The sequence below is a fragment of the Chryseobacterium proteolyticum genome, assembly GCF_046591535.1.
Lineage (GTDB): Bacteria > Bacteroidota > Bacteroidia > Flavobacteriales > Weeksellaceae > Chryseobacterium > Chryseobacterium proteolyticum.
The window spans coordinates 591,070-609,766 of record NZ_JBJLWK010000001.1; the positions used below are offsets into that span (position 1 = coordinate 591,070).

Genomic DNA, 18,697 nt, shown 5'->3' on the forward strand with positions numbered 1-18,697 from the left:
ATGGAAAGCAATAGGGTGAAAAACTATAGATGGGTTATTTGTTCATTACTATTTTTTGGAACAACCATTAATTATCTCGATCGTCAGGTTCTGAGTTTGCTTCATCCTATTTTGGAAGAACAATTTCAATGGTCCAATTCAGATTATGGGATCATCACAGCTATTTTCCAACTTTCTTACGCTTTTTTCATGTTGCTGGCAGGCAGATTTGTAGATAAAATGGGAACGAAAAAAGGATATGCGATTGCTTTGGTCATTTGGTCTGTCGGAGCTATTATTCACGCTTTTGCAATCCCAATGGGTGAGGTTTCAGTCCAAATATTAGGGGTATTAGGTTTCAGCGGACTTTCTATTTCGGTGACGGGATTCATTATTGCACGTCTGATTCTTGGTGTGGGAGAATCCGCAAATTTCCCTGCAGCCATTAAGGCAACCGCGGAATACTTCCCAAAAAAAGAACGTGCTTTGGCTACCGGAATCTTTAATTCAGGTTCAAATGTCGGAGCTATACTCGCGCCGCTCACAGTTCCGTGGCTGGCATATTATTATGGCTGGCAAAGTGCTTTTATTATCATTGGCTCTTTAGGGTTTTTCTGGTTGATCTTATGGTTGATTTTTTATGATACCCCGGTAAAACAAAAAAGATTGTCACCTGAGGAGCTAAACTATATATTATCAGATTCGACTTCTGATATAAAAACTGAAGAAGAAAAGGAATATAAAGTCTCCTGGCTAAAGCTATTGACGTTTAAACAAACCTGGTCATACTCATTAGCCAAATTCCTAACAGATGGGGTATGGTGGTTTTTCTTGTTTTGGCTGCCATCCTACCTGAACAAAAAATTCCATCTTTCAGGCTCGGATATTATACTTCCTTTAAGTGTATTGTATACCATGACCATGATCGGAAGCATTTGCGGAGGATGGCTGTCCATGTATTTTATCAATAAAGGATTTGCTCCTTATGATGGCAGGATGAAAGCAATGTTTTATATTACTTTAGTTCCATTGATCGTTCTTTTTTTAGTTCAGCCTTTATCCGGAATATCGTATTGGGTTCCTGTTATTTTAATCGGATTAGCAGCTTCTGCACACCAAGCCTGGTCAGCCAATGTATACACTACTGCTTCGGATATATTTCCCAAAGCAGCAACAGCAAGTATTACAGGAATTGGAGGCATGGCAGGCGGGATGGGTGGAGCACTCGTTTCTTTTTTTGTAGGAAAAGTCTTTGACTATTATCACCGTATCGAAGATCCCAACCTAGGATATACATTAGTATTTTCAGCTTGTGCTGTTGCCTATCTTGTGGCATGGATCATTATGAAACTGCTTGTCCCAAAAGCAAAAATCATCAGAATAGAAGAAATCACAAATCTGTAGATTTATTAAAATGAATTGTAGTATCCAATAAAATAGTTTCATAAGCCCTATGTCTTTTATGTTGTTCCATATTTAACAAATCAACAAGTTTAGTAAGAGCCGTAAAACCTATCTCTTGTGTAGGTTGACGTATACTTGAAAGAGAAGGATTAAGAGCAAAAGGCATATCAAAATTTGAAAATCCAATCACGGCAATTTCCTCCGGTACTTTCACCTTCATCTGAGCTAAAATCCCAAGGACACGGATTGTAATCACACCCGTAGCCCCAAATATAGCATTAGGCTTTACCTTGGATTTTAATAATTCGGTGAGTGCCTGCGAAATTTGTTGATCCATCATTTCACTATTTTCAAGATTACAGGTAAGCATAAATTTGGGATAAAAAGGAATATCTAAGGTTTTTAGTGCTTTTTTAAATCCTTGAATTCGTGGATTATTTTCTCCAAATTGACATCCTGTAATAAATACTATTTTCTTTCGATTAATCCTGATGAGATGCTGAGTAGCTTGCAAGGCTCCTTTATATTCATTAACTCCTATTTTCATCGTTTCTAAAGAAGGATTGAAACGATCAAACAAAACAACAGGACAAACTTCCGAATTGATTTGACGCAAATATTCTGTATTGGATGTTTCACTGACAGGGGCTAGTAAAATGCCATCCACCCCTTTATTCAATAATGCCTCAATACATGATTTTTCATTTTCTACATTTTCATGACTCTGCATGATGATAATATCATATTCTGTCTCATAAGAAGCTTTTTGTATTCCATCCAAAATTTGAGAAACAAAAATATTGTTGATAGAACAGACGACTACTCCAATCGTATTGGAATGACCTCCCTTTAAGCTTTTGGCTAAGCGATTGGGTTTATAATGATTTTCTTTTGCGTAGTTCCGAACTCTTATTTTTGTTTCCTCACTGATTTCATAACTATCATTTAAAGCTTTAGAAACTGAAGAAACAGAAAGTCCCAAACTTTGTGCAATATGTTTTATGGTAATTTTTGTCATTCTATCAATTGCTTTTTATCGATTCAGCTTATTCCTTTTCAAAGTCATAAAAGTTAATCCCAACTTCTACATCTTTGACCTTGAGTATTCTGGTATCCAGCGGATAAAAAATAAATTCTCCGGCACCGCAAATTTTTGCATCCAAAAGATGTCCTGCCAGAGCTGTATAATCCTGTCTGCCTAACGTGATATGCAAATGGAGTAGTGGCTGGCCGTTGAGCTCAGAAACATTCCCGGAAATATTAGAGACTTCCATTTGTTCATTGAACGTTTTATCCACATATTTCTTTGTTGAGGGTACAAAATAACGAAGCGTCGCTTCACTTACAGCACCAATTCCTGTTATTTCTCCCGATTTGATGTCTTGATTTATTACAAAATCGGTCAACGCTTCCACAATACCTGAATGGTTTTTCACACTCACAATATAAGTGGAATTTACTTTTTTAGCAGTCCAGTTATTTCCTTTTAAAATAGCAGTACTCGTACTCATCATATTTCAGTTTACACTTATTATTTCTTAAGATAATTGATGATCCCGATAACATCATCTTTTCCAAATCCTTCATCATGGGCAGATTGATAGGTTTCAATAAGCGTTTTTGATAAAGGATAATCAGCTCCTGCATTATGGGCTAAAAGGATATCTTTTAACATCAGATCCAGGGCAAATGCCGGTGCATAATCATCATTGATCAGTAGTGGTGTTTTTACTTTTGTGGCACCACTTCCACTTGCACTTTCATTAATGATATCAAGCATGTCCTTCCTGTCGATTCCCAATTTATCTGAAAATAAGACCGTTTCCGCAAGGCCCTGATAGAGCGTAGACAGAAAATAATTCACCGAAAGCTTAGCAGCGATTCCTTTTCCGTTTTCTCCTAAATGTCTGATCTTTCCCAGCTTTTGTAAATAAGGTTGTGCACGATCAAGATCCTTTTCATCACCTCCTGCCATGATGATCAATGTTCCATCAGCTGCAGGTTTGGTACTTCCTGCTACAGGTGCATCGATAAAACCGGCTTCCTTTATCTTAACTGCAGAGGAAATATCATTGGTCGCTTGTGGAGAAATGGTACTCATATCTACGAAAAGTTTTCCATGAATATCCTCTGAAAGAATTTCTTCATATACCTGGCGCACTGCTGTATCATTGGTCAGCATTGTAAAAATAACATCACTGTTTTTTACCAGCTCAGTAACTTTGGTATATACGGTTGACTTCTCCTTAAAATCATTTGCTTTTTCGGTGGTTCTGTTATAGACAGACAAAGGAAATCCTGCTTTTTCTAAATTTTTAGCCATGGGATGCCCCATATTTCCTAATCCGATGAATCCAATTTTTGCGTCTTCCATATTTTTATTTTTTGTAAAATGTAAAAAGTATTAATAATGAATTGAAAGTTGGAAAATGCAGCTTAAAGATTAGACAAATAATGATAATTATGTATGGTTATTCATAACTGCCTCAGATTTCATATCCTGTAACCATTGATTTAAAATCCGGGATTCATAATTTACTTCTTATTTCTTAAGCCTTACAATGTGTTTTTCTATCCAAACAACAATCAACGTATCAAAATTACGCATTCCAAAATCAATTTTATTACCCTCACATTTTTTATAATGAGAAAACTTACAGAAATTTGCAGAAAAAATAAGCAGTATAAAAATGAAGATCATTGATGTTGAAAAGTGGAACAGAAAAGAACATTTTAATTTTTTTTTCAAAAATGGCAAGTCCTTATTTTGGTTTTACAGCAGAAGTGGATTGTACAAAAGCTTATGATACTGTAAAAACTAACGGTCATTCTTTTTTTGCCTATTACCTTCATAAATCGATGGTTGCCGTGAATTCTGTTGAAGAACTGAAAATGAGAATTGTTGATGACCAGGTGGTCATTTTCGATGTCATCGATGCGGGAAGTACAATCGCCAGGGCAGACGGAACTTTTGGTTTTTCTTATATTCCTTTTTCAGAAAGCTTTGACGTTTTCAATAAAGAATTACAAAAAGAAATTCAGGCTGTACAAAACTCTACAGGATTAAGATTAAGTACTGATACCGTCACCAAAGCTTTAATAAGACATTCTACTATTCCCTGGAATTCTTTCAGTGCATTGCTGCATCCTACGAATTTTGATAAGACGGAATCTATTCCGAAAATCACATTTGGAAAATACAGCATCCGTAACGGAAGGAAATATTTACCGGTTTCCATAGAAGCTCATCATGGTCTGGCAGACGGTCTTCATCTGGCAAAATACTTTGAAGAATTTCAAAAACAATTGGATTTGTAACGAATAATTTTAATGTAATTGAATTATCTTTGCAGGTAATTAAAAGGTTTCTTTTTCTTTCTGACCGGAATTTAAATCCTCGATTTGATTCCGGAAATCAGGAAAGATACTTATCTCATTATTCTATAATTAATTTTGAATTTAAAACGTTAGTATGCAGGCGAGTTCTTCTCAGGGCATTTCCAGAACTGTGATATGGCTGATGGCTATTATTTCAGGGTTGGTAGTTGCCAACAACTATTATAATCAGCCACTATTGGCACTCATTTCAAATGATGTACATATTTCAGAAAGTGCTGCCAGCAAAATATCCGTACTGACCCAGATAGGATATGCACTGGGATTGCTTCTTATTGTTCCGTTGGGTGATAAATTTTTCCGTAAAAAACTGATTTTGATTGATCTTCTTTTGGTTTTCGGATCACTTTTATGGATGACCTTTGCTACTCAACTATGGATGCTGTATGCTGCGAGCTTACTGATCGGAATGACCTCTGTTATTCCGCAGCTTTTTGTTCCTATCGCAGCAGAACTTTCATCTGATGAAAAGAAGTCTTCCAATATAGGATTGGTAATGTCCGGATTACTTTTGGGTATTCTCTTATCCAGGTTTGTAGGGGGAATCCTGGGAGAAATTCTGGGTTGGAGGGCCGTTTTTGGTATTGCGGCAGGCTTGATGATACTCGTTTGGTTTGCAGTGTATAAAATGCTTCCTGAGCTCTCACCAAATTTTAAGGGAACATACAAAGATCTGATGCGTTCTGTATTTCATCTCGCAAGGGCACAGCCTGTTTTACAACTGGCCTCTTTCCGGGGCGCAATGGCTTTTGGCTCTATGTGTGCTTTATTCACCACTTTGGTTTTTCATATGGAGAAACCTCCATTTAATGCCGGTTCATCTGTGGTAGGGAGTTTTGGTCTGGCGGGGGCAGTAGGTGCTTTAGCTGCAGCCAAAGTCGGGGCATTCCAAAAGTTCATGAATATCAACAGAATCATATTTTACTCATTACTAATTGTTTTAGGCAGCTGGGCTTTTACCTATTTTGCAGGATACACGTATTGGGGTTTGATTGTGGGAGTCATCCTGGTTGATCTCGGAGTACAATCCAGTCATATTATGAATCAAACCAGTTATTTTCTGATCAGAACCAATGCGGTCAACCGCCTGAATACGGTTTATATGGTCTGCTACTTTATCGGTGGATCATTAGGAACATGGCTGGCATCGGTTGCATGGCATTACGCACAGTGGGAAGGGGTGTGCTTCGTTGGGGTAAGCTTTGGTCTCTTAGCTTTAATCGCTCATTTGATCTTTAGCAGGAAAGTAAGTAAAACATTGTAATCCGCGTTTCTATTCGTGAAACGAAGTAGATTCAAGTTAAATGTAATAAATTTTGTTACATTAAAATTAAATGGTAACTTTGCAGAACATTACAACAAGAATTACAATGAAAATAGAAATATGGTCGGACGTTATGTGTCCGTTTTGTTATATAGGAAAAAATAATTTTGAACAGGCTCTTCAAAAATTGCCATTCAAAGATCAGGTAGAAGTAGAGTGGAAGAGCTTCCAGCTGGATCCTACCTTAAATACAGGTGAAACAAAGAATACACTTACCTACTTCAGAGAGAAAAAAGGCTTTCCTGAGGCCCAGGCTACGCAAATGATCAGCCAGGTTACTCAAATAGGAAAAGGGGCTGGTATTGATTTCAATTTTGAAACTGCGCTTATAACCAATACTTTTCCTGCACATAAATTGTTGCATTTATCTAAAAAATACAACAAGTCCAATGAAATGGAGGAAGCTCTGTTCATCGCCCATTTTATTGATGGCAAAAACGTGGGGGATGTTGATACATTGGCAGAAATTGCAGAATCACTGGGTATTGATAAAGAGGAGGCAAAGCATGCAGTAACTTCAGAGGAATTGACATCAGAAGTCAATGAAGACATCCAACAAGCCAGAAATAATGGAATTACCGGCGTTCCATTTTTTGTTTTAAATGGAAAGTATGCTGTTTCGGGCGCTCAACCTGTTGAAGTTTTTGAAAATGCACTCCAGCAAACGTATAAAGAAACGGTTTCTCCATTCACAGATCTTTCTAATGGAGAAAATGTCTGTGGTCCCGATGGATGCAGCATTTAACTGATATAATATTCAGAAGACAATTAAATTACGTTATATAGAAAAACCTGAAGAGATTTTCTTCAGGTTTTTCTTTTGTATTTGTAATTTTATACCCTTATTTATTGTCAGATTATGGATATCCATTTTTACCAACCAAGAAATCCTGTTCTTAAAAAATATATCCAGGGATATTATTTTATGGATAAAGATGAATCTGCTTCGTCTATCAGATATCTGACATTTCCAAACAATTTTTTCATTGTTTCAGCCTGTCAGGATGCCGAGATCAGATCGGATGAAGGCAGTATGGAAATTTATCATTCTCCCATAAAAAATATAGTGATTGATTTGGTCTCCCGATGCACAGGATCTACGGAAATCTTTTATGAGAAACCCATTAATGAAATTACCATCTACTTTAAACCTTTAGGGATCTATCATTTTTTTAATGCTGACAACTGCTTAATTCTAAAAGATAAAATTTTATCTTCGGACTTTCGTGAGGCTATGGATAAGATACTGAATGAACACGGGAAGGAAATACAAATAAAAGCCCTGGAAGATTACCTGCTCTCTAAATTCATTGATAAGCATCTGACTGGAGCCGAAAATATCATCAAAGACCTTGAGAATGATATCAGTATCCTGGACATTGCGGAAAAGAATGGCATTACAAGACAATACGTTAATAAAATTACCAAACGGTTTGCAGCAAAACCAGCCTCCGAATACCGTAAAATAAACCGGTTTCGAAATTCCCTGCTGCAAAACAAACAGGTGAAAAATCTTACGGAATTATCCTATGAAAATCTTTTTTACGACCAGTCTCATTTTATCAAAGATTTTAAGGAACTTACTCAAATAACTCCAAAAACATTCTTTAAAAAAGTTAATACAGAACAAAATAATATCTGGTTATTTATTTAATCTGTTTCCTTTTTTACAATTCTCAATTTTTCCTGCCCCGTACTTTTGTCATGAACTTAAATTTTATCTCATGAAGAAAACACTTGTCCTCATATCATTATTATATTCTTTAGCATTCTGCTGCCAGAAAACAAACAACCCTGTTGTGAAAGATATTCTGGAAAAGGTCAAAGATCACTATACAGATAAAGATCTTTATAAAAAGCTTGAAACGGAATTTCAACCGGAAGACTGGGATACACTGACCGGAAAAGAACTGGCTCAGAAGCTTACTGAAAAATTGAGGACTGTGTCCGGTGATCAGCATTTTTTCATTAAATACAAGGACGGTCTAACATCTGAAAATAAGAAAAATGCAAAGGAAACCGCTGCTGAAAATAATTTCCTTAATAGCCTTGAAAATTTCGGATTCGAAAATGTAAAAAGATTGGAAGGGAACATTGGTTATATTAATTTCAAAGGGTTTGCAGAATCCCATTCAAGTGCAAAAACACTTGCATCAGTAATGGATTTTGTTGCGAATACCAACTCTTTGATTATCGATCTTCGTGAAAACAGAGGAGGTGATAACGGAATGCTTATCTTATTTTGCAGTTATTTTTTCAAAGAAAAAACCAATCTGTATTCTACCTATTTCAGAGACAAAGAAAAAACGGTTCAAAATACTACCCGAACAAAAGTTTTAGGAAAAAAATACCTTGATAAAAATGTCTATATCCTTACGAGCAGGTCTACTTTTTCTGCTGCGGAAGGATTAGCCTACTTTCTTAAAAACTATAAACTCGCCAAAATCATTGGAGAAAATACCGGAGGGGCGGCAAATCCTGTAGACGAATTTATTATTGCAGATCAATACCTCACCGTTATTCCGGTAGGAAAAATTTCAGCCACAATAACCCATGGAAACTGGGAACACACAGGTATTTCCCCGGATATAAAAGCCACATCGGAAAATGCTTTAAAAACAGCATATATTCTGGCTTTAAAAGAGATCATGAACAGTAAAATACAAACAGAATTAAATAGGGATGAACTGGAAAATCTTATTGAAAAATTAGAAAATGAGAAAAGCAAGATGGCAGTTTTCTAAGCTTATATTTTCCAAATTGTAATACATCATAAAAAATCCTTTCTGCACAAATGCTCAGAAAGGATTTTATAGTAAAATTTAAATCTTTAAATGATTAGAAGTCTTTGAAGTTTTTACCCAAATGTTCTTCTATTACAAAGAATGGATCTTCTTTAAGGGTATGTCCCCTCATATCTATAAGACTTACTTTACTCATCATACGAAGCATGATCCTTCTTTCACAGGTATGTTCAACACCATTAATATTTTTTATTCCCGCGCGGAAAGCAGATCTTCCGTGGGCACATAAATGGTTATTAACGACGATAACATCTCCTGCCTGAGGAGTAAAATCTGAATAAATCAGATGTTTTGCTTCCTGCCAGAATTTGCTGAGCGCATGATGGGCAATATCTGTTTGCTTAATATCCGGATTAAACAATTGCTCTGCGGCATCAAATCTCATAAACGGCAGTTCCTTATTTCCGTATAAAATAGCATCTAAAGTATCGATTTCCTCTGCCTCGGTTTTTAGATTCGCATCCTTAGGAATCTTAAAGATCGGATCAAATAAAGGTTTGTAATCTTCGTGAATAGATTCATGGGAACGGATAGAGTAAAGGGTAGAAGGTACCTGCTCTTCATTACGGATATACATAAAGCTTAAAAAGTCTGCCTGATGTTTAAGAAAAGCATCTTCCGTATGGACATACAGATCTGTAGCTGATCCTGATCCCGTCTGAGTATCCCGCATTTTTTCATCCGGAATGATCGCATGGATCAGCCCGCCTCCCTTACGCTGTGAATAATACTGTACCGGTTTCGATGGAAGAGCACCATGCAACAAAGCACAGGCAAATCCGTATTGATTGAATTTTGAGTAATCCGCCGATTGCCAGTTGGGTGGAGTCTTTCCTATTTTTTCCTGGTCAATGTCAAAAAGGCCCTGGAAAATCAATGCACCATACTGCTCTCTGGAAAAATCGCTGGCAAATGACGCCAGAACCTTTAATAATCTTTCCGGTAAAAAATAAGAGGCCAGTTGATGAACCTGCATGACAAACTCTCTGTTTTCAAAAGTTCCATATTTTCTTTCGAGATGATCTACCGCGTCTTTGATCATCCTGCGCTCGCTATCTGTAATCTGAATGGCTACAGGAAGTACTCTTTCCATAGTCAAACTGCTTTCTTCAAGAATTTTTAGAGAATTCATTAAAAAAAAATTTTGTGTTAGGATTAAATTATTATATTTGTTTTTAATTATTCTAAATAACAATTGCGTTGTCAAATTTATGAATTTTTAATTAAGTACCAAATAAAAAATGCAAAAAAATAAAACTTAACGTATTGATTACGAGATATATAACCTATGCCCAAATAAAAATAAGTCAACACCATTTTTTTTAATCAACGTTATAAATAAATATATGAACAACGAAATTTTGCCTCACGAAGGAGTGATAAACGACACTTTGAATCACTTTTCGGGGAAATTTGAAAACATTTTTCATCAGGATAATTATGATCACTATCGTTCCGCTATTAATGACACTTTAGACCTGGTCGGAACATTTCTTCATAGAAACGACAAACCATTTAGCGGAATAGAAGCTAAAACAATGAAACAAAAGGTTCAGCACATTGACCTGAACCAAAAACTCTCTTCTTATGAAGAGCTCCTGAATGAGGTGGATGACATCTACGTAAAGCATGCCACAGCCTTTCACCTTCCTCAATATGTAGCCCATCTCAATTGCCCTATTGTAATTCCAGCATTAGCCGGAGAAATCCTTGTGAGCGCTATCAACTCTTCACAGGATACTTATGATCAGAGTGCCGGCGGCACTTTTATGGAAAGAAAACTGATTGACTGGACAGCAGAAAGATTAGGGTATTCTTCTGAAAGTGATGGTGTATTCACCGCAGGAGGTTCACAAAGTAATCTGATGGGATTGGTGATGATGCGGGATGTCTTCTCTCAAAAAAACTTACATCACAACATCAAACAAGACGGCTTACCGCCTGAAGCCGGCCGTTTTAGAATTTTCATTTCCGATAAAGCGCATTTCAGCAATTCAAAGAATGCATCTATTATGGGGTTAGGGGAAAAATCCATAATAAAAGTTCCCACTGACCATGAATTCCGGATGGATATTACATTACTTCAGAAATACATGAAGCGTGAGATCGAATTAGGAAATATTCCTATCGGGATCATAGCAACCGCCGGAACAACAGATTTTGGCAATGTAGACCCATTGGAGGATATTGCGAATATCGCAGCTCAACATAATATCTGGATGCACGTAGATGCAGCATATGGTTGTGCCTTACTTTTAAGCGCGAAATACCGTCATCTTTTAAACGGCATTGAAAAAGCAGATTCTGTAACAATAGATTATCATAAATCATTCTTCCAACCGATCAGCAGTAGTGCTTTCATTGTTAAAAACAAGAGAGAACTTCGAATTCTTAAACATCATGCCGATTATCTGAATCCTGCAGAAATGGATGAGGAAGAGATTCCTGCACAGATCAATAAGTCTATTATACAAAGTACCCGTCGATTTGACGCCTTAAAACTTTGGTTTACCTTAAGAATGATGGGGCAGGAACAATTGGCTGAATATACCGACAGGGTGATTGATCTTACTAAAGATGCAGCAGCAATGATCACTGAAGACCAGGAATTTGAATTGCTATCCCATACTGACCTTAGTGTATTGGTATTCCGTTATCTGAGAGACGATATTGAAGATCTGAATGCACTGAACTTACATATAAAAATGAAATTGTTCTACAGTGGAGAGATCCTGGTAGCAAGTACCAAGGTTGATGGTAATTTCTATCTGAAATTTACTTTCCTGAATCCTATTACTACGACTGAAGATATTCATCAAATATTAAACACAATAAAAAAGCATGGAGAAAATTTTGGAACAACAAACTAATGTTGCAGAAAAAGCACTTACCATTACAAGCAGAATCTTATTGAATGGTATGTTGCGGGAACTGGGGAACGGAAGATTTTATGAAGGAGTTCCAAAATATGATACCCTTACAGCCCGGGCACTTCAAAACAGCAATTACCTGCTATACATAAGATTTGAATTAAAAAAGAGCGATCTGTTTTTATTCGCCCCTGTTGCTTATCGTTCCGAAAGTTCATTTCACGATTATGCAATGCCTTTATGGGCCGTTGATCATAAAAATGAAAGCATTTTTGAGGTGGATATCGACCAGCTGACAGCTTTGGTTTATAAAGAGCTTTCTGAGCAATTCAGTGAACAAGGGTTGGAATTGTTTACCAAAAGAATCCAAAGCAGCTTCAGAAACCTGGAACTGATCATGAATGCTGGTGCTCAGGAGAATGATCCTGTTTCTTACTCGTTTCTGGAATCTGAGCAGAGGCTTCCGGCAGGGCATAATCTTCATCCTTTTACCAAAGCAAGGATGGGATTTTCAAAAGAAGAACAGCTTTTATATGGTCCTGAATTCAATAAAGAGATACAGCTTGAGTATTTTTTAGTGCATAAAAACAACGTTGTAGAAAACTCTGTTTTAGAGATCTCCTACAATGAATTTCTGAAAAGCATCGTTTCTCTGCCTTCGGACTTTGGAAAAAATTATCTTAAAGAAGGGGAAAGCCTGTCCGACTTCTATATCGTTCCATGTCATCCCTGGGAAGCCAGTTATCTTTTATCGATAAAAGAAGGCTCGGAAATGATAGAAAACAGGACATTAATTTACATCGGAGCCCTGGGAGAAGGATTTTATTCAACATCTTCTATAAGAAGCATGTACAGCCCTCATATTCCATGGATGCCAAAGTTTTCCCTGAATGTTCTTTTAACCGGTTCGATCAGGATCAACACTGAAAAAGATTTAAAAAGAGGCTATGCTTCAGCATTATGGCGTAAGCACGCAGCTTCAGCATTTGAAAAGGATTTTAATCAGTTCAAACTTCTTTTAGAACCTGTAACATTGGGAGTCTACCACAATGATAAAAACATTGATAGTCTTAATTTATTAGTTCGCGAGAATCCGTTTTTACCTGAAGATAAAATACTTTTACTCGCCAGGTTATGCCAGGATGAACCTGCTGACGGAAAGACTTTTATACAGAAATTTTTCTCGGATGTTTCAGATGTCCTGGGAATGGGTCTTGAAGAATCCATAACCATCTGGTTCGAAAAGTATATTAAACTATTAATCGCTCCATTAAACCACTTATACAGCCAATATGGAATGGCTCCTGAAGCTCATCAGCAGAACCTGTTAATTCAGCTGGATGATCAATTGCTTCCTCAAACACTTTTTGTAAGAGATGCACAGGGTTATCTCCTCAGAGAAAGTTCGAGAGACCAGTATACCGGGCTGGCTAAAGAATATCCGGAGATTGAGGATCTCTTTATCAAAGATGAGCGTCTTTTAGATATCATTTCTTATCATGTACTGGTGAGCAATTTTTCAGCACTTATCGCCTCATTAGGAAAAACAGGGTGGGTAAGTGAACGAATGCTGATTGATATATTATACCGGGAGTTTGATGCCGTTCACCATGAGATGCCTTCAGCGTTTACCAACTATGCCCTTCAAAACAGGTATTGGGGAACCAAAACAAACTTTAAGGCAGTAGCCAATGAGATTGATGGAATTACCAGTGCCGGTGCTATTTCTTATGCCAGGGTTCCCAACCTTCTTTACAAATATTTCTTCTCGGATCAGCTGATCAATCCAAAAGGAAACGATGTGTTCTTCAGGCGTTATTTTCAGAAAGAAGATGTTACAATCAGTATGCGTCCTATTAACCTTGATGAAGATCTTGAAATGCTTCATGAATGGTTCAATCGTGAGCATGCTGTAAAAATATGGCAGATGAACTGGCCGATTGACGAGCTGGAAACCTATTACCGACTGATGTTACCGGGTGACGAAGCCCACAGCTATATTATTTCGAGTAATGATGAACCTTCCTGCAATATTGAAGTTTACTGGCCATGCCGGGATATTGTGGGAGATTATTATGATGTAATGCCTACAGACTATGGGACGCATCAGTTTATAGCTCCGACAGATCCTAAAAAGAAATATGTTTCTCCTTCCACACAATCTATGGTAGATTACGTTTTTGCCCAACCGGAAGTTGGAAAAATGGTAGGAGAAGGCTCTGTAGATTCTTTTGCATCCATGATGAATAAGGCACATGTAGGCTTCAAAATAGAAAAAATCATTGAAATGCCACACAAAAAAGCCAATCTGAACTTCTGCTACAGGGAATGGTATTGGGAAAAATTCCCACAAAACAAAGATGTACAAATCACCGCAAAAATCGCTGAACATGACTAATGAAACCATATATAATGTAATAGGAATAGGTATCGGGCCTTTTAATTTAGGGCTAGCTGCTTTATCCAATCCTATATCTGAACTAAAAACACTTTTTCTTGATCAAAGGGATGGCTTCGACTGGCATCCGGGATTAATGATAGACCACGTAACCCTTCAGACACCGTTTTTGTGTGACTGTGTTTCGATGGCAGATCCTACCAATCCCTTAAGCCTTCTTAATTATCTTAAAGAAACCAACAGGTTATATAAATTCTTTATCAGGGAAGATTTCTTCATTCCCCGAAAAGAATACAACCGCTATTGTCAATGGGTAGTCAGCCAATTGCCACAATGCCGTTTTTCCACACAGGTTGTCGATATTATTTATGAAGACGGACTTTATCTGATTACCACACTTCACACCAAAACCAAGGAGGCGGTAGTTTTTAAAGCGGAAAGACTCATCCTTGGTACCGGGACACAGCCCCATATTCCTTCATTTATTCCCAAAGAAGATTCCAGGATCCTTCATACAAGTTCTTATTTGTACAGAAAAGAGGAGCTTTTAGCTAAAGGCCGTAAAATAGCGGTAATTGGTTCAGGGCAAAGTGCTGCGGAAGTCTTTTACGATCTTCTTCAAAGCCGCAATGAAAATACGGAATTAGGATGGTATTCCCGACCTGACCGGTTTTTCCCGATGGAATATTCAAAGCTTACCTTAGAGCTTACTTCCCCTGATTACGTAGATTATTTTTACAGCAGAAACGAAGCTGCCCGCAAAGCTATCTTAAGCAAGCAACAGGCACAGTTTAAAGGGATCAATTATGACCTGATCAACCAGATCTACGATTTTATCTATGATCTGAATATTGATAATGCCAATCCAAAGCTTACGATCATTCCCAACAGCCAGCTGGATCGGGTAGATAACAGCAATACAGAACGTCTTACCCTTGAATTTACACAATTGGAACAGGATATCCCTTATGAACAGGAAGCTGATTATCTCGTAATTGGAACAGGATACCGTTATCATGAACCTTCATTCTTAAAAAATATTGAATCAAGAATTAAAAGGGATTCCAACGGGTTATTTGCCGTGAACAGGAATTACTCAATAGATCATAACGGAGGTGAAATCTATGTGCTTCATGCTGAAGTCCATACCCATAGCTATATTTCTACCGACCTTGGAATGGCGGCTTACCGTAATTCTTATATCATCAATGATATTCTGGGAAGGGAGCATTATAAGATAGAAAAGAAAATAGCCTTCCAGGATTTTGACGTTGAAAAACACGCAATGCCAACCGCCAAAATATAATGAATAATGAGTAACGATAATACGATAATTAACCAGAAACACTGGCTACAGGCTAACAGGGACCTTATAGCCAAAACAATCGCCGAATTAATGCATGAGGAGCGATTAAAGCCTGTCGCTGTATCTCAAGATGAAGAAGGATATACCATCTTCAGCCTTGAGACAGGATTTGAAAACATAGAATATAGCTTCAGGGGACAGGAAAGAATGATGGATTTCTGGCATATTGATAAAGCCAGTATTACAAAAACAGAGAATGGCGAAAAAACCGACATCCTTAATATTCCTCAATTTTTCCTTGAAATGCAGGCGGTTTTTGATCTTGATTCCAATACATTAGCAAAATACACAGAAGAATTACTTCATACTTTATATTGTGATTCCCTGATCTTGTCCAGAGGGATTATGACTTCAAAGGATCTGGCATCCAGTAATTACCAGACAGTAGAGCACCAGATGACAGGTCACCCATGGGTTATAGTCAATAAAAGCAGATTAGGCTTTTCACCTACTGACCTTGAAACCTTTGCCCCGGAAGCGGATAAGAGCTTAAAAGTCCTTTGGTTTGCCGCTCATAAGAGCAGATCATCTTTTCATTCTTTAGGACATATCGATCAGGAAGAATTTTATCGCTCTGAAATCGGGGATGAATTATATCAGAATTTTCAACAAAAACTGATCAACAAAGGAAAATCAGTTGAGGATTATCATTTCATCCCGGTGCATCCCTGGCAATGGGAACATAAGTTAAAGATCCATTTTGCCGGAGATCTTGTCTCCGGAATATTAATTCCGATGGGAGAGGGTAATGACGTTTACAGCCCGCAACAGAGCATCCGTACTTTATTCAATGCAGATCATCCTGAGAAGAGATACTTAAAAACGGCTGTCTCCATTCTGAGTACCGGAAACATCAGAGGACTTTCCCCTAAACAGATGAAAATAGCACCCTCCATTACAGATTGGGTAAAAGGACTGATCAAAGGGGATTCTTATCTGGAAAATAAAGGAACCATATTTCTCGGTGAAGAAGCTTCAATCGCTTACTACCATCCGCAATACGGTGCTATTACAGGCGTTCCATATCAATATAATGAGTTCCTGGGGGCATTATGGCGTGAAAGTGCTGGATCTTATTTAAAGGAAGACGAAGAAATGTTTACCATGGCTTCATTGCTCTATGTGGATCAAAACGGAGTTCCCCTGGTACAAGCTTTTGCTGAAAAAGCAGGAATTAGTGTAAGACAATGGATCACAGAATATCTGGATGCTTATCTTACTCCTCTTCTTCATATCTATTACACCCATTCTCTTTGCGTAACACCTCACGGAGAAAACATTATGGTGGTATTGAGAAACGGGCTTCCACAAAGAATTGTTATTAAAGATTTTGTAGATGACATTGTTTTAACCACAGAAGCCAGAGAAAAATTACCGGATCATCTGGCAGACGGACTGATTCAGTCCTCAAACAAAGAAAATGTTCCATTGTCCATTCTTCTTGGAGTTTTTGATGCCTTTTTCAGATATTTATCAAACGTTCTTCATACTTATTCGGATCTTAAAGAAGAAGAGTTCTGGACACTTGTTCATGAATGCATAGAGCATTACAAAAATCAAAACCCTGATTTAAAGGAACGCTATGCAAAATATGATCTGTATGTTCCGTCATTCAAAAGATTCTATATCAACAGTGTACGCTTGAAAAATAACGGTTACAGTGAAAACAAAGCATTTGCTATTCCAAAGAAAGATGGTGCTTTACCCAACCCATTGTACCAGATAGCCAATAAAAATTCTGTTGTGGCACTATGAAAAAGTTCCTGCATCTTGTAAAAGACGGTTCTGTATTTGCGTACGGAGCATTAGCCGGGAGAAAAACCGAGCTTACCAGCGGAAGCATCAACCGTTCAATCTTCAGTTTAGCCATTCCTATGGTGATGGAGCTTGTTATGGAATCTGTTTTCGTGAGTATCAATCTTTTAATTATTGCGAAGCTTGGAGATAAGGTCCTCGGACTTGTTGGTATTACAGATAACTACATCAATTTTGCCAACGCGATTGCCATCGGTCTTGGGATAGCGGCTGCTACATTAACGGCAAGGAGAGCAGGTGAAAAAGACAAGGAAGGAATGGGACAAACGGCACAGTATATCATACTGTTTGCGTTTGGATTTGCCCTCTTGGTTGGGGGACTGTCATTTATTTTCGCATCCGATATCATCGGCTTTCTCGGGATTAAACCCGATAGTATTGATCATGGAGTCCTTTTTTCCCAACTGGTATTTTTAAGTATCGGATTGGTTATTCTGAGGCTTTCCATTAACGGGCTTTTCAGAGGGGCCGGGGATGCCTCCCTTGCCATGAAATCCCTTTGGCTTTGCCATATATCGAGTATGGTATTCGCGGTCATCTTTGTTTTCGGACTTGGTTTTATTCCTGCTTACGGATTAATGGGATTAGCTTATGCTACTGTTTTATCCCGTCTGCTCGCGGTAATATACCAGTTTTTTATCCTCCTTACAGGAAAAACTAGCATCAAGATCGGTACGAAGTTTCACTTCGACCTTTCCTTAACAAAGAAAATCCTCAAAATTACCTTTGGCGGACTGGTTCAGTATATTATTCCTGCCTCCAGCTGGCTGATTATGGTGAAGATTATTGCAACCTTTGGAACCACCGCACTTGCAGGTTACATTATTGCCCAAAGGATAGCTTCTGTGGCAACCATGCCTGCCTGGGGAATAGGAAATGCTGCGGGAGTTCTTACGGGCCAGAATCTGGGAGCAGGAAATCCGGATCGTGCGGAAAAAACCGTATGGAGGGCAGGAGGAATCAATATGACATATCTCGTGGCTGTTGCTTTATTCTGGCAACTGGCAGCGGAATATGTTGTTACCTTTTTTACTTCGGAAGCCCAGGTCGCTCAGTATGCAGTCCAGTATATCCACGTGGTTTCAATGGCTTATTTGTTATTAGGCTTTACAATGGTGATCAGCCGCGCACTTAATGCTGCCGGAAATATCATGCAGGTAACCCTGCTGTATATGATCATGTTTTATGTTATTCAGCTTCCTTTGGCTTATCTCCTTGGAGTAAGGCTTCAATGGGAACTGAAAGGAATATTTACAGCTATCGTTTCTTCGGAAATTGTACTGGCTGTGCTTTTCCTTATGATCTTCAGAAATGGTAAATGGAAAACTATAAAAATTTAAA

Annotated in this window: 15 protein-coding genes; 11 read left to right on the forward strand and 4 right to left on the reverse strand. The window is 37.9% G+C overall.

The features are described 5' to 3' along the window. Complete coding sequence (locus tag ACJ5H0_RS02660; protein WP_411247005.1) at window positions 1–1,383, forward strand: MFS transporter; 1,383 nt, start codon at window positions 1–3, stop codon at window positions 1,381–1,383. Here ACJ5H0_RS02660 and ACJ5H0_RS02665 read toward each other — a convergent pair. Genes ACJ5H0_RS02665 through ACJ5H0_RS02675 form a run of 3 tightly spaced genes read right to left on the reverse strand, consistent with a single transcriptional unit; the run spans window position 1,370 to window position 3,757 of the window. After that, a complete protein-coding gene (locus ACJ5H0_RS02665; protein ID WP_172282789.1) occupies window positions 1,370–2,401 on the reverse strand; it encodes a LacI family DNA-binding transcriptional regulator in 1,032 nt (343 codons plus the stop codon). The genes ACJ5H0_RS02660 and ACJ5H0_RS02665 overlap by 14 nt on opposite strands. A 28-nt stretch (window positions 2,402–2,429) precedes the next feature. Beyond that, complete coding sequence (locus tag ACJ5H0_RS02670; RefSeq protein WP_411247006.1) at window positions 2,430–2,897, reverse strand: PPC domain-containing DNA-binding protein; 468 nt, start codon at window positions 2,895–2,897, stop codon at window positions 2,430–2,432. 17 nt (window positions 2,898–2,914) lie between these two features. Next, complete coding sequence (locus tag ACJ5H0_RS02675) at window positions 2,915–3,757, reverse strand: NAD(P)-dependent oxidoreductase (protein WP_411247007.1); 843 nt, start codon at window positions 3,755–3,757, stop codon at window positions 2,915–2,917. A 377-nt stretch (window positions 3,758–4,134) separates the two neighbouring features. On the opposite strand from ACJ5H0_RS02675, the gene ACJ5H0_RS02680 reads away from it, so the two are divergent. The 5 genes from ACJ5H0_RS02680 to ACJ5H0_RS02700 all read left to right on the forward strand — a co-directional run bounded on the left by ACJ5H0_RS02680 (window position 4,135) and on the right by ACJ5H0_RS02700 (window position 8,847). Beyond that, window positions 4,135–4,701, forward strand: coding sequence for a CatA-like O-acetyltransferase (locus tag ACJ5H0_RS02680; protein ID WP_411247008.1), 567 nt, complete (start codon window positions 4,135–4,137; stop codon window positions 4,699–4,701). Between the two features lie 154 nt (window positions 4,702–4,855). Further along, window positions 4,856–6,043, forward strand: coding sequence for an MFS transporter (locus ACJ5H0_RS02685; RefSeq protein ID WP_411247009.1), 1,188 nt, complete (start codon window positions 4,856–4,858; stop codon window positions 6,041–6,043). A 106-nt stretch (window positions 6,044–6,149) separates the two neighbouring features. Continuing rightward, the gene (locus ACJ5H0_RS02690) at window positions 6,150–6,848 is read left to right on the forward strand and encodes a DsbA family oxidoreductase (RefSeq protein WP_411247010.1); all 699 of its coding nucleotides are present in this window, start codon (window positions 6,150–6,152) and stop codon (window positions 6,846–6,848) included. Window positions 6,849–6,962: 114 nt separating this feature from the next. Further along, on the forward strand, window positions 6,963–7,757 hold the full coding sequence (locus tag ACJ5H0_RS02695; protein ID WP_411247011.1) for a helix-turn-helix domain-containing protein: 795 nt from the start codon (window positions 6,963–6,965) through the stop codon (window positions 7,755–7,757). A 70-nt stretch (window positions 7,758–7,827) separates the two neighbouring features. Further along, complete coding sequence (locus ACJ5H0_RS02700) at window positions 7,828–8,847, forward strand: S41 family peptidase (RefSeq protein WP_411247012.1); 1,020 nt, start codon at window positions 7,828–7,830, stop codon at window positions 8,845–8,847. A 94-nt stretch (window positions 8,848–8,941) separates the two neighbouring features. On the opposite strand, the gene ACJ5H0_RS02705 is transcribed toward ACJ5H0_RS02700, so the two are convergent. After that, complete coding sequence (locus tag ACJ5H0_RS02705; protein ID WP_172282776.1) at window positions 8,942–10,039, reverse strand: Fe(II)-2OG oxygenase family protein; 1,098 nt, start codon at window positions 10,037–10,039, stop codon at window positions 8,942–8,944. 214 nt (window positions 10,040–10,253) lie between these two features. Between ACJ5H0_RS02705 and ACJ5H0_RS02710 the strand changes: the two genes are divergently transcribed. The 5 genes from ACJ5H0_RS02710 to ACJ5H0_RS02730 are packed head-to-tail and all read left to right on the forward strand — an operon-like array spanning window position 10,254 to window position 18,696. Next, complete coding sequence (locus ACJ5H0_RS02710; RefSeq protein ID WP_411247013.1) at window positions 10,254–11,777, forward strand: pyridoxal phosphate-dependent decarboxylase family protein; 1,524 nt, start codon at window positions 10,254–10,256, stop codon at window positions 11,775–11,777. Beyond that, window positions 11,749–14,175 (forward strand): GNAT family N-acetyltransferase, encoded by a 2,427-nt coding sequence (locus ACJ5H0_RS02715; RefSeq protein ID WP_411247014.1) that lies wholly within the window; start codon window positions 11,749–11,751, stop codon window positions 14,173–14,175. The genes ACJ5H0_RS02710 and ACJ5H0_RS02715 overlap by 29 nt, the downstream gene beginning before the upstream one ends. Beyond that, window positions 14,168–15,481 (forward strand): lysine N(6)-hydroxylase/L-ornithine N(5)-oxygenase family protein, encoded by a 1,314-nt coding sequence (locus ACJ5H0_RS02720; protein ID WP_411247015.1) that lies wholly within the window; start codon window positions 14,168–14,170, stop codon window positions 15,479–15,481. The genes ACJ5H0_RS02715 and ACJ5H0_RS02720 overlap by 8 nt, the downstream gene beginning before the upstream one ends. A 6-nt stretch (window positions 15,482–15,487) precedes the next feature. Continuing rightward, window positions 15,488–17,296 carry an IucA/IucC family protein gene (locus ACJ5H0_RS02725; RefSeq protein ID WP_411247016.1) on the forward strand — a complete coding sequence of 603 codons (1,809 nt, stop codon included), beginning with the start codon at window positions 15,488–15,490 and terminating at the stop codon, window positions 17,294–17,296. Continuing rightward, complete coding sequence (locus ACJ5H0_RS02730) at window positions 17,293–18,696, forward strand: MATE family efflux transporter (protein ID WP_411247017.1); 1,404 nt, start codon at window positions 17,293–17,295, stop codon at window positions 18,694–18,696. The genes ACJ5H0_RS02725 and ACJ5H0_RS02730 overlap by 4 nt, the downstream gene beginning before the upstream one ends. The last annotated feature ends 1 nt before the right edge of the window (window position 18,697 follow it).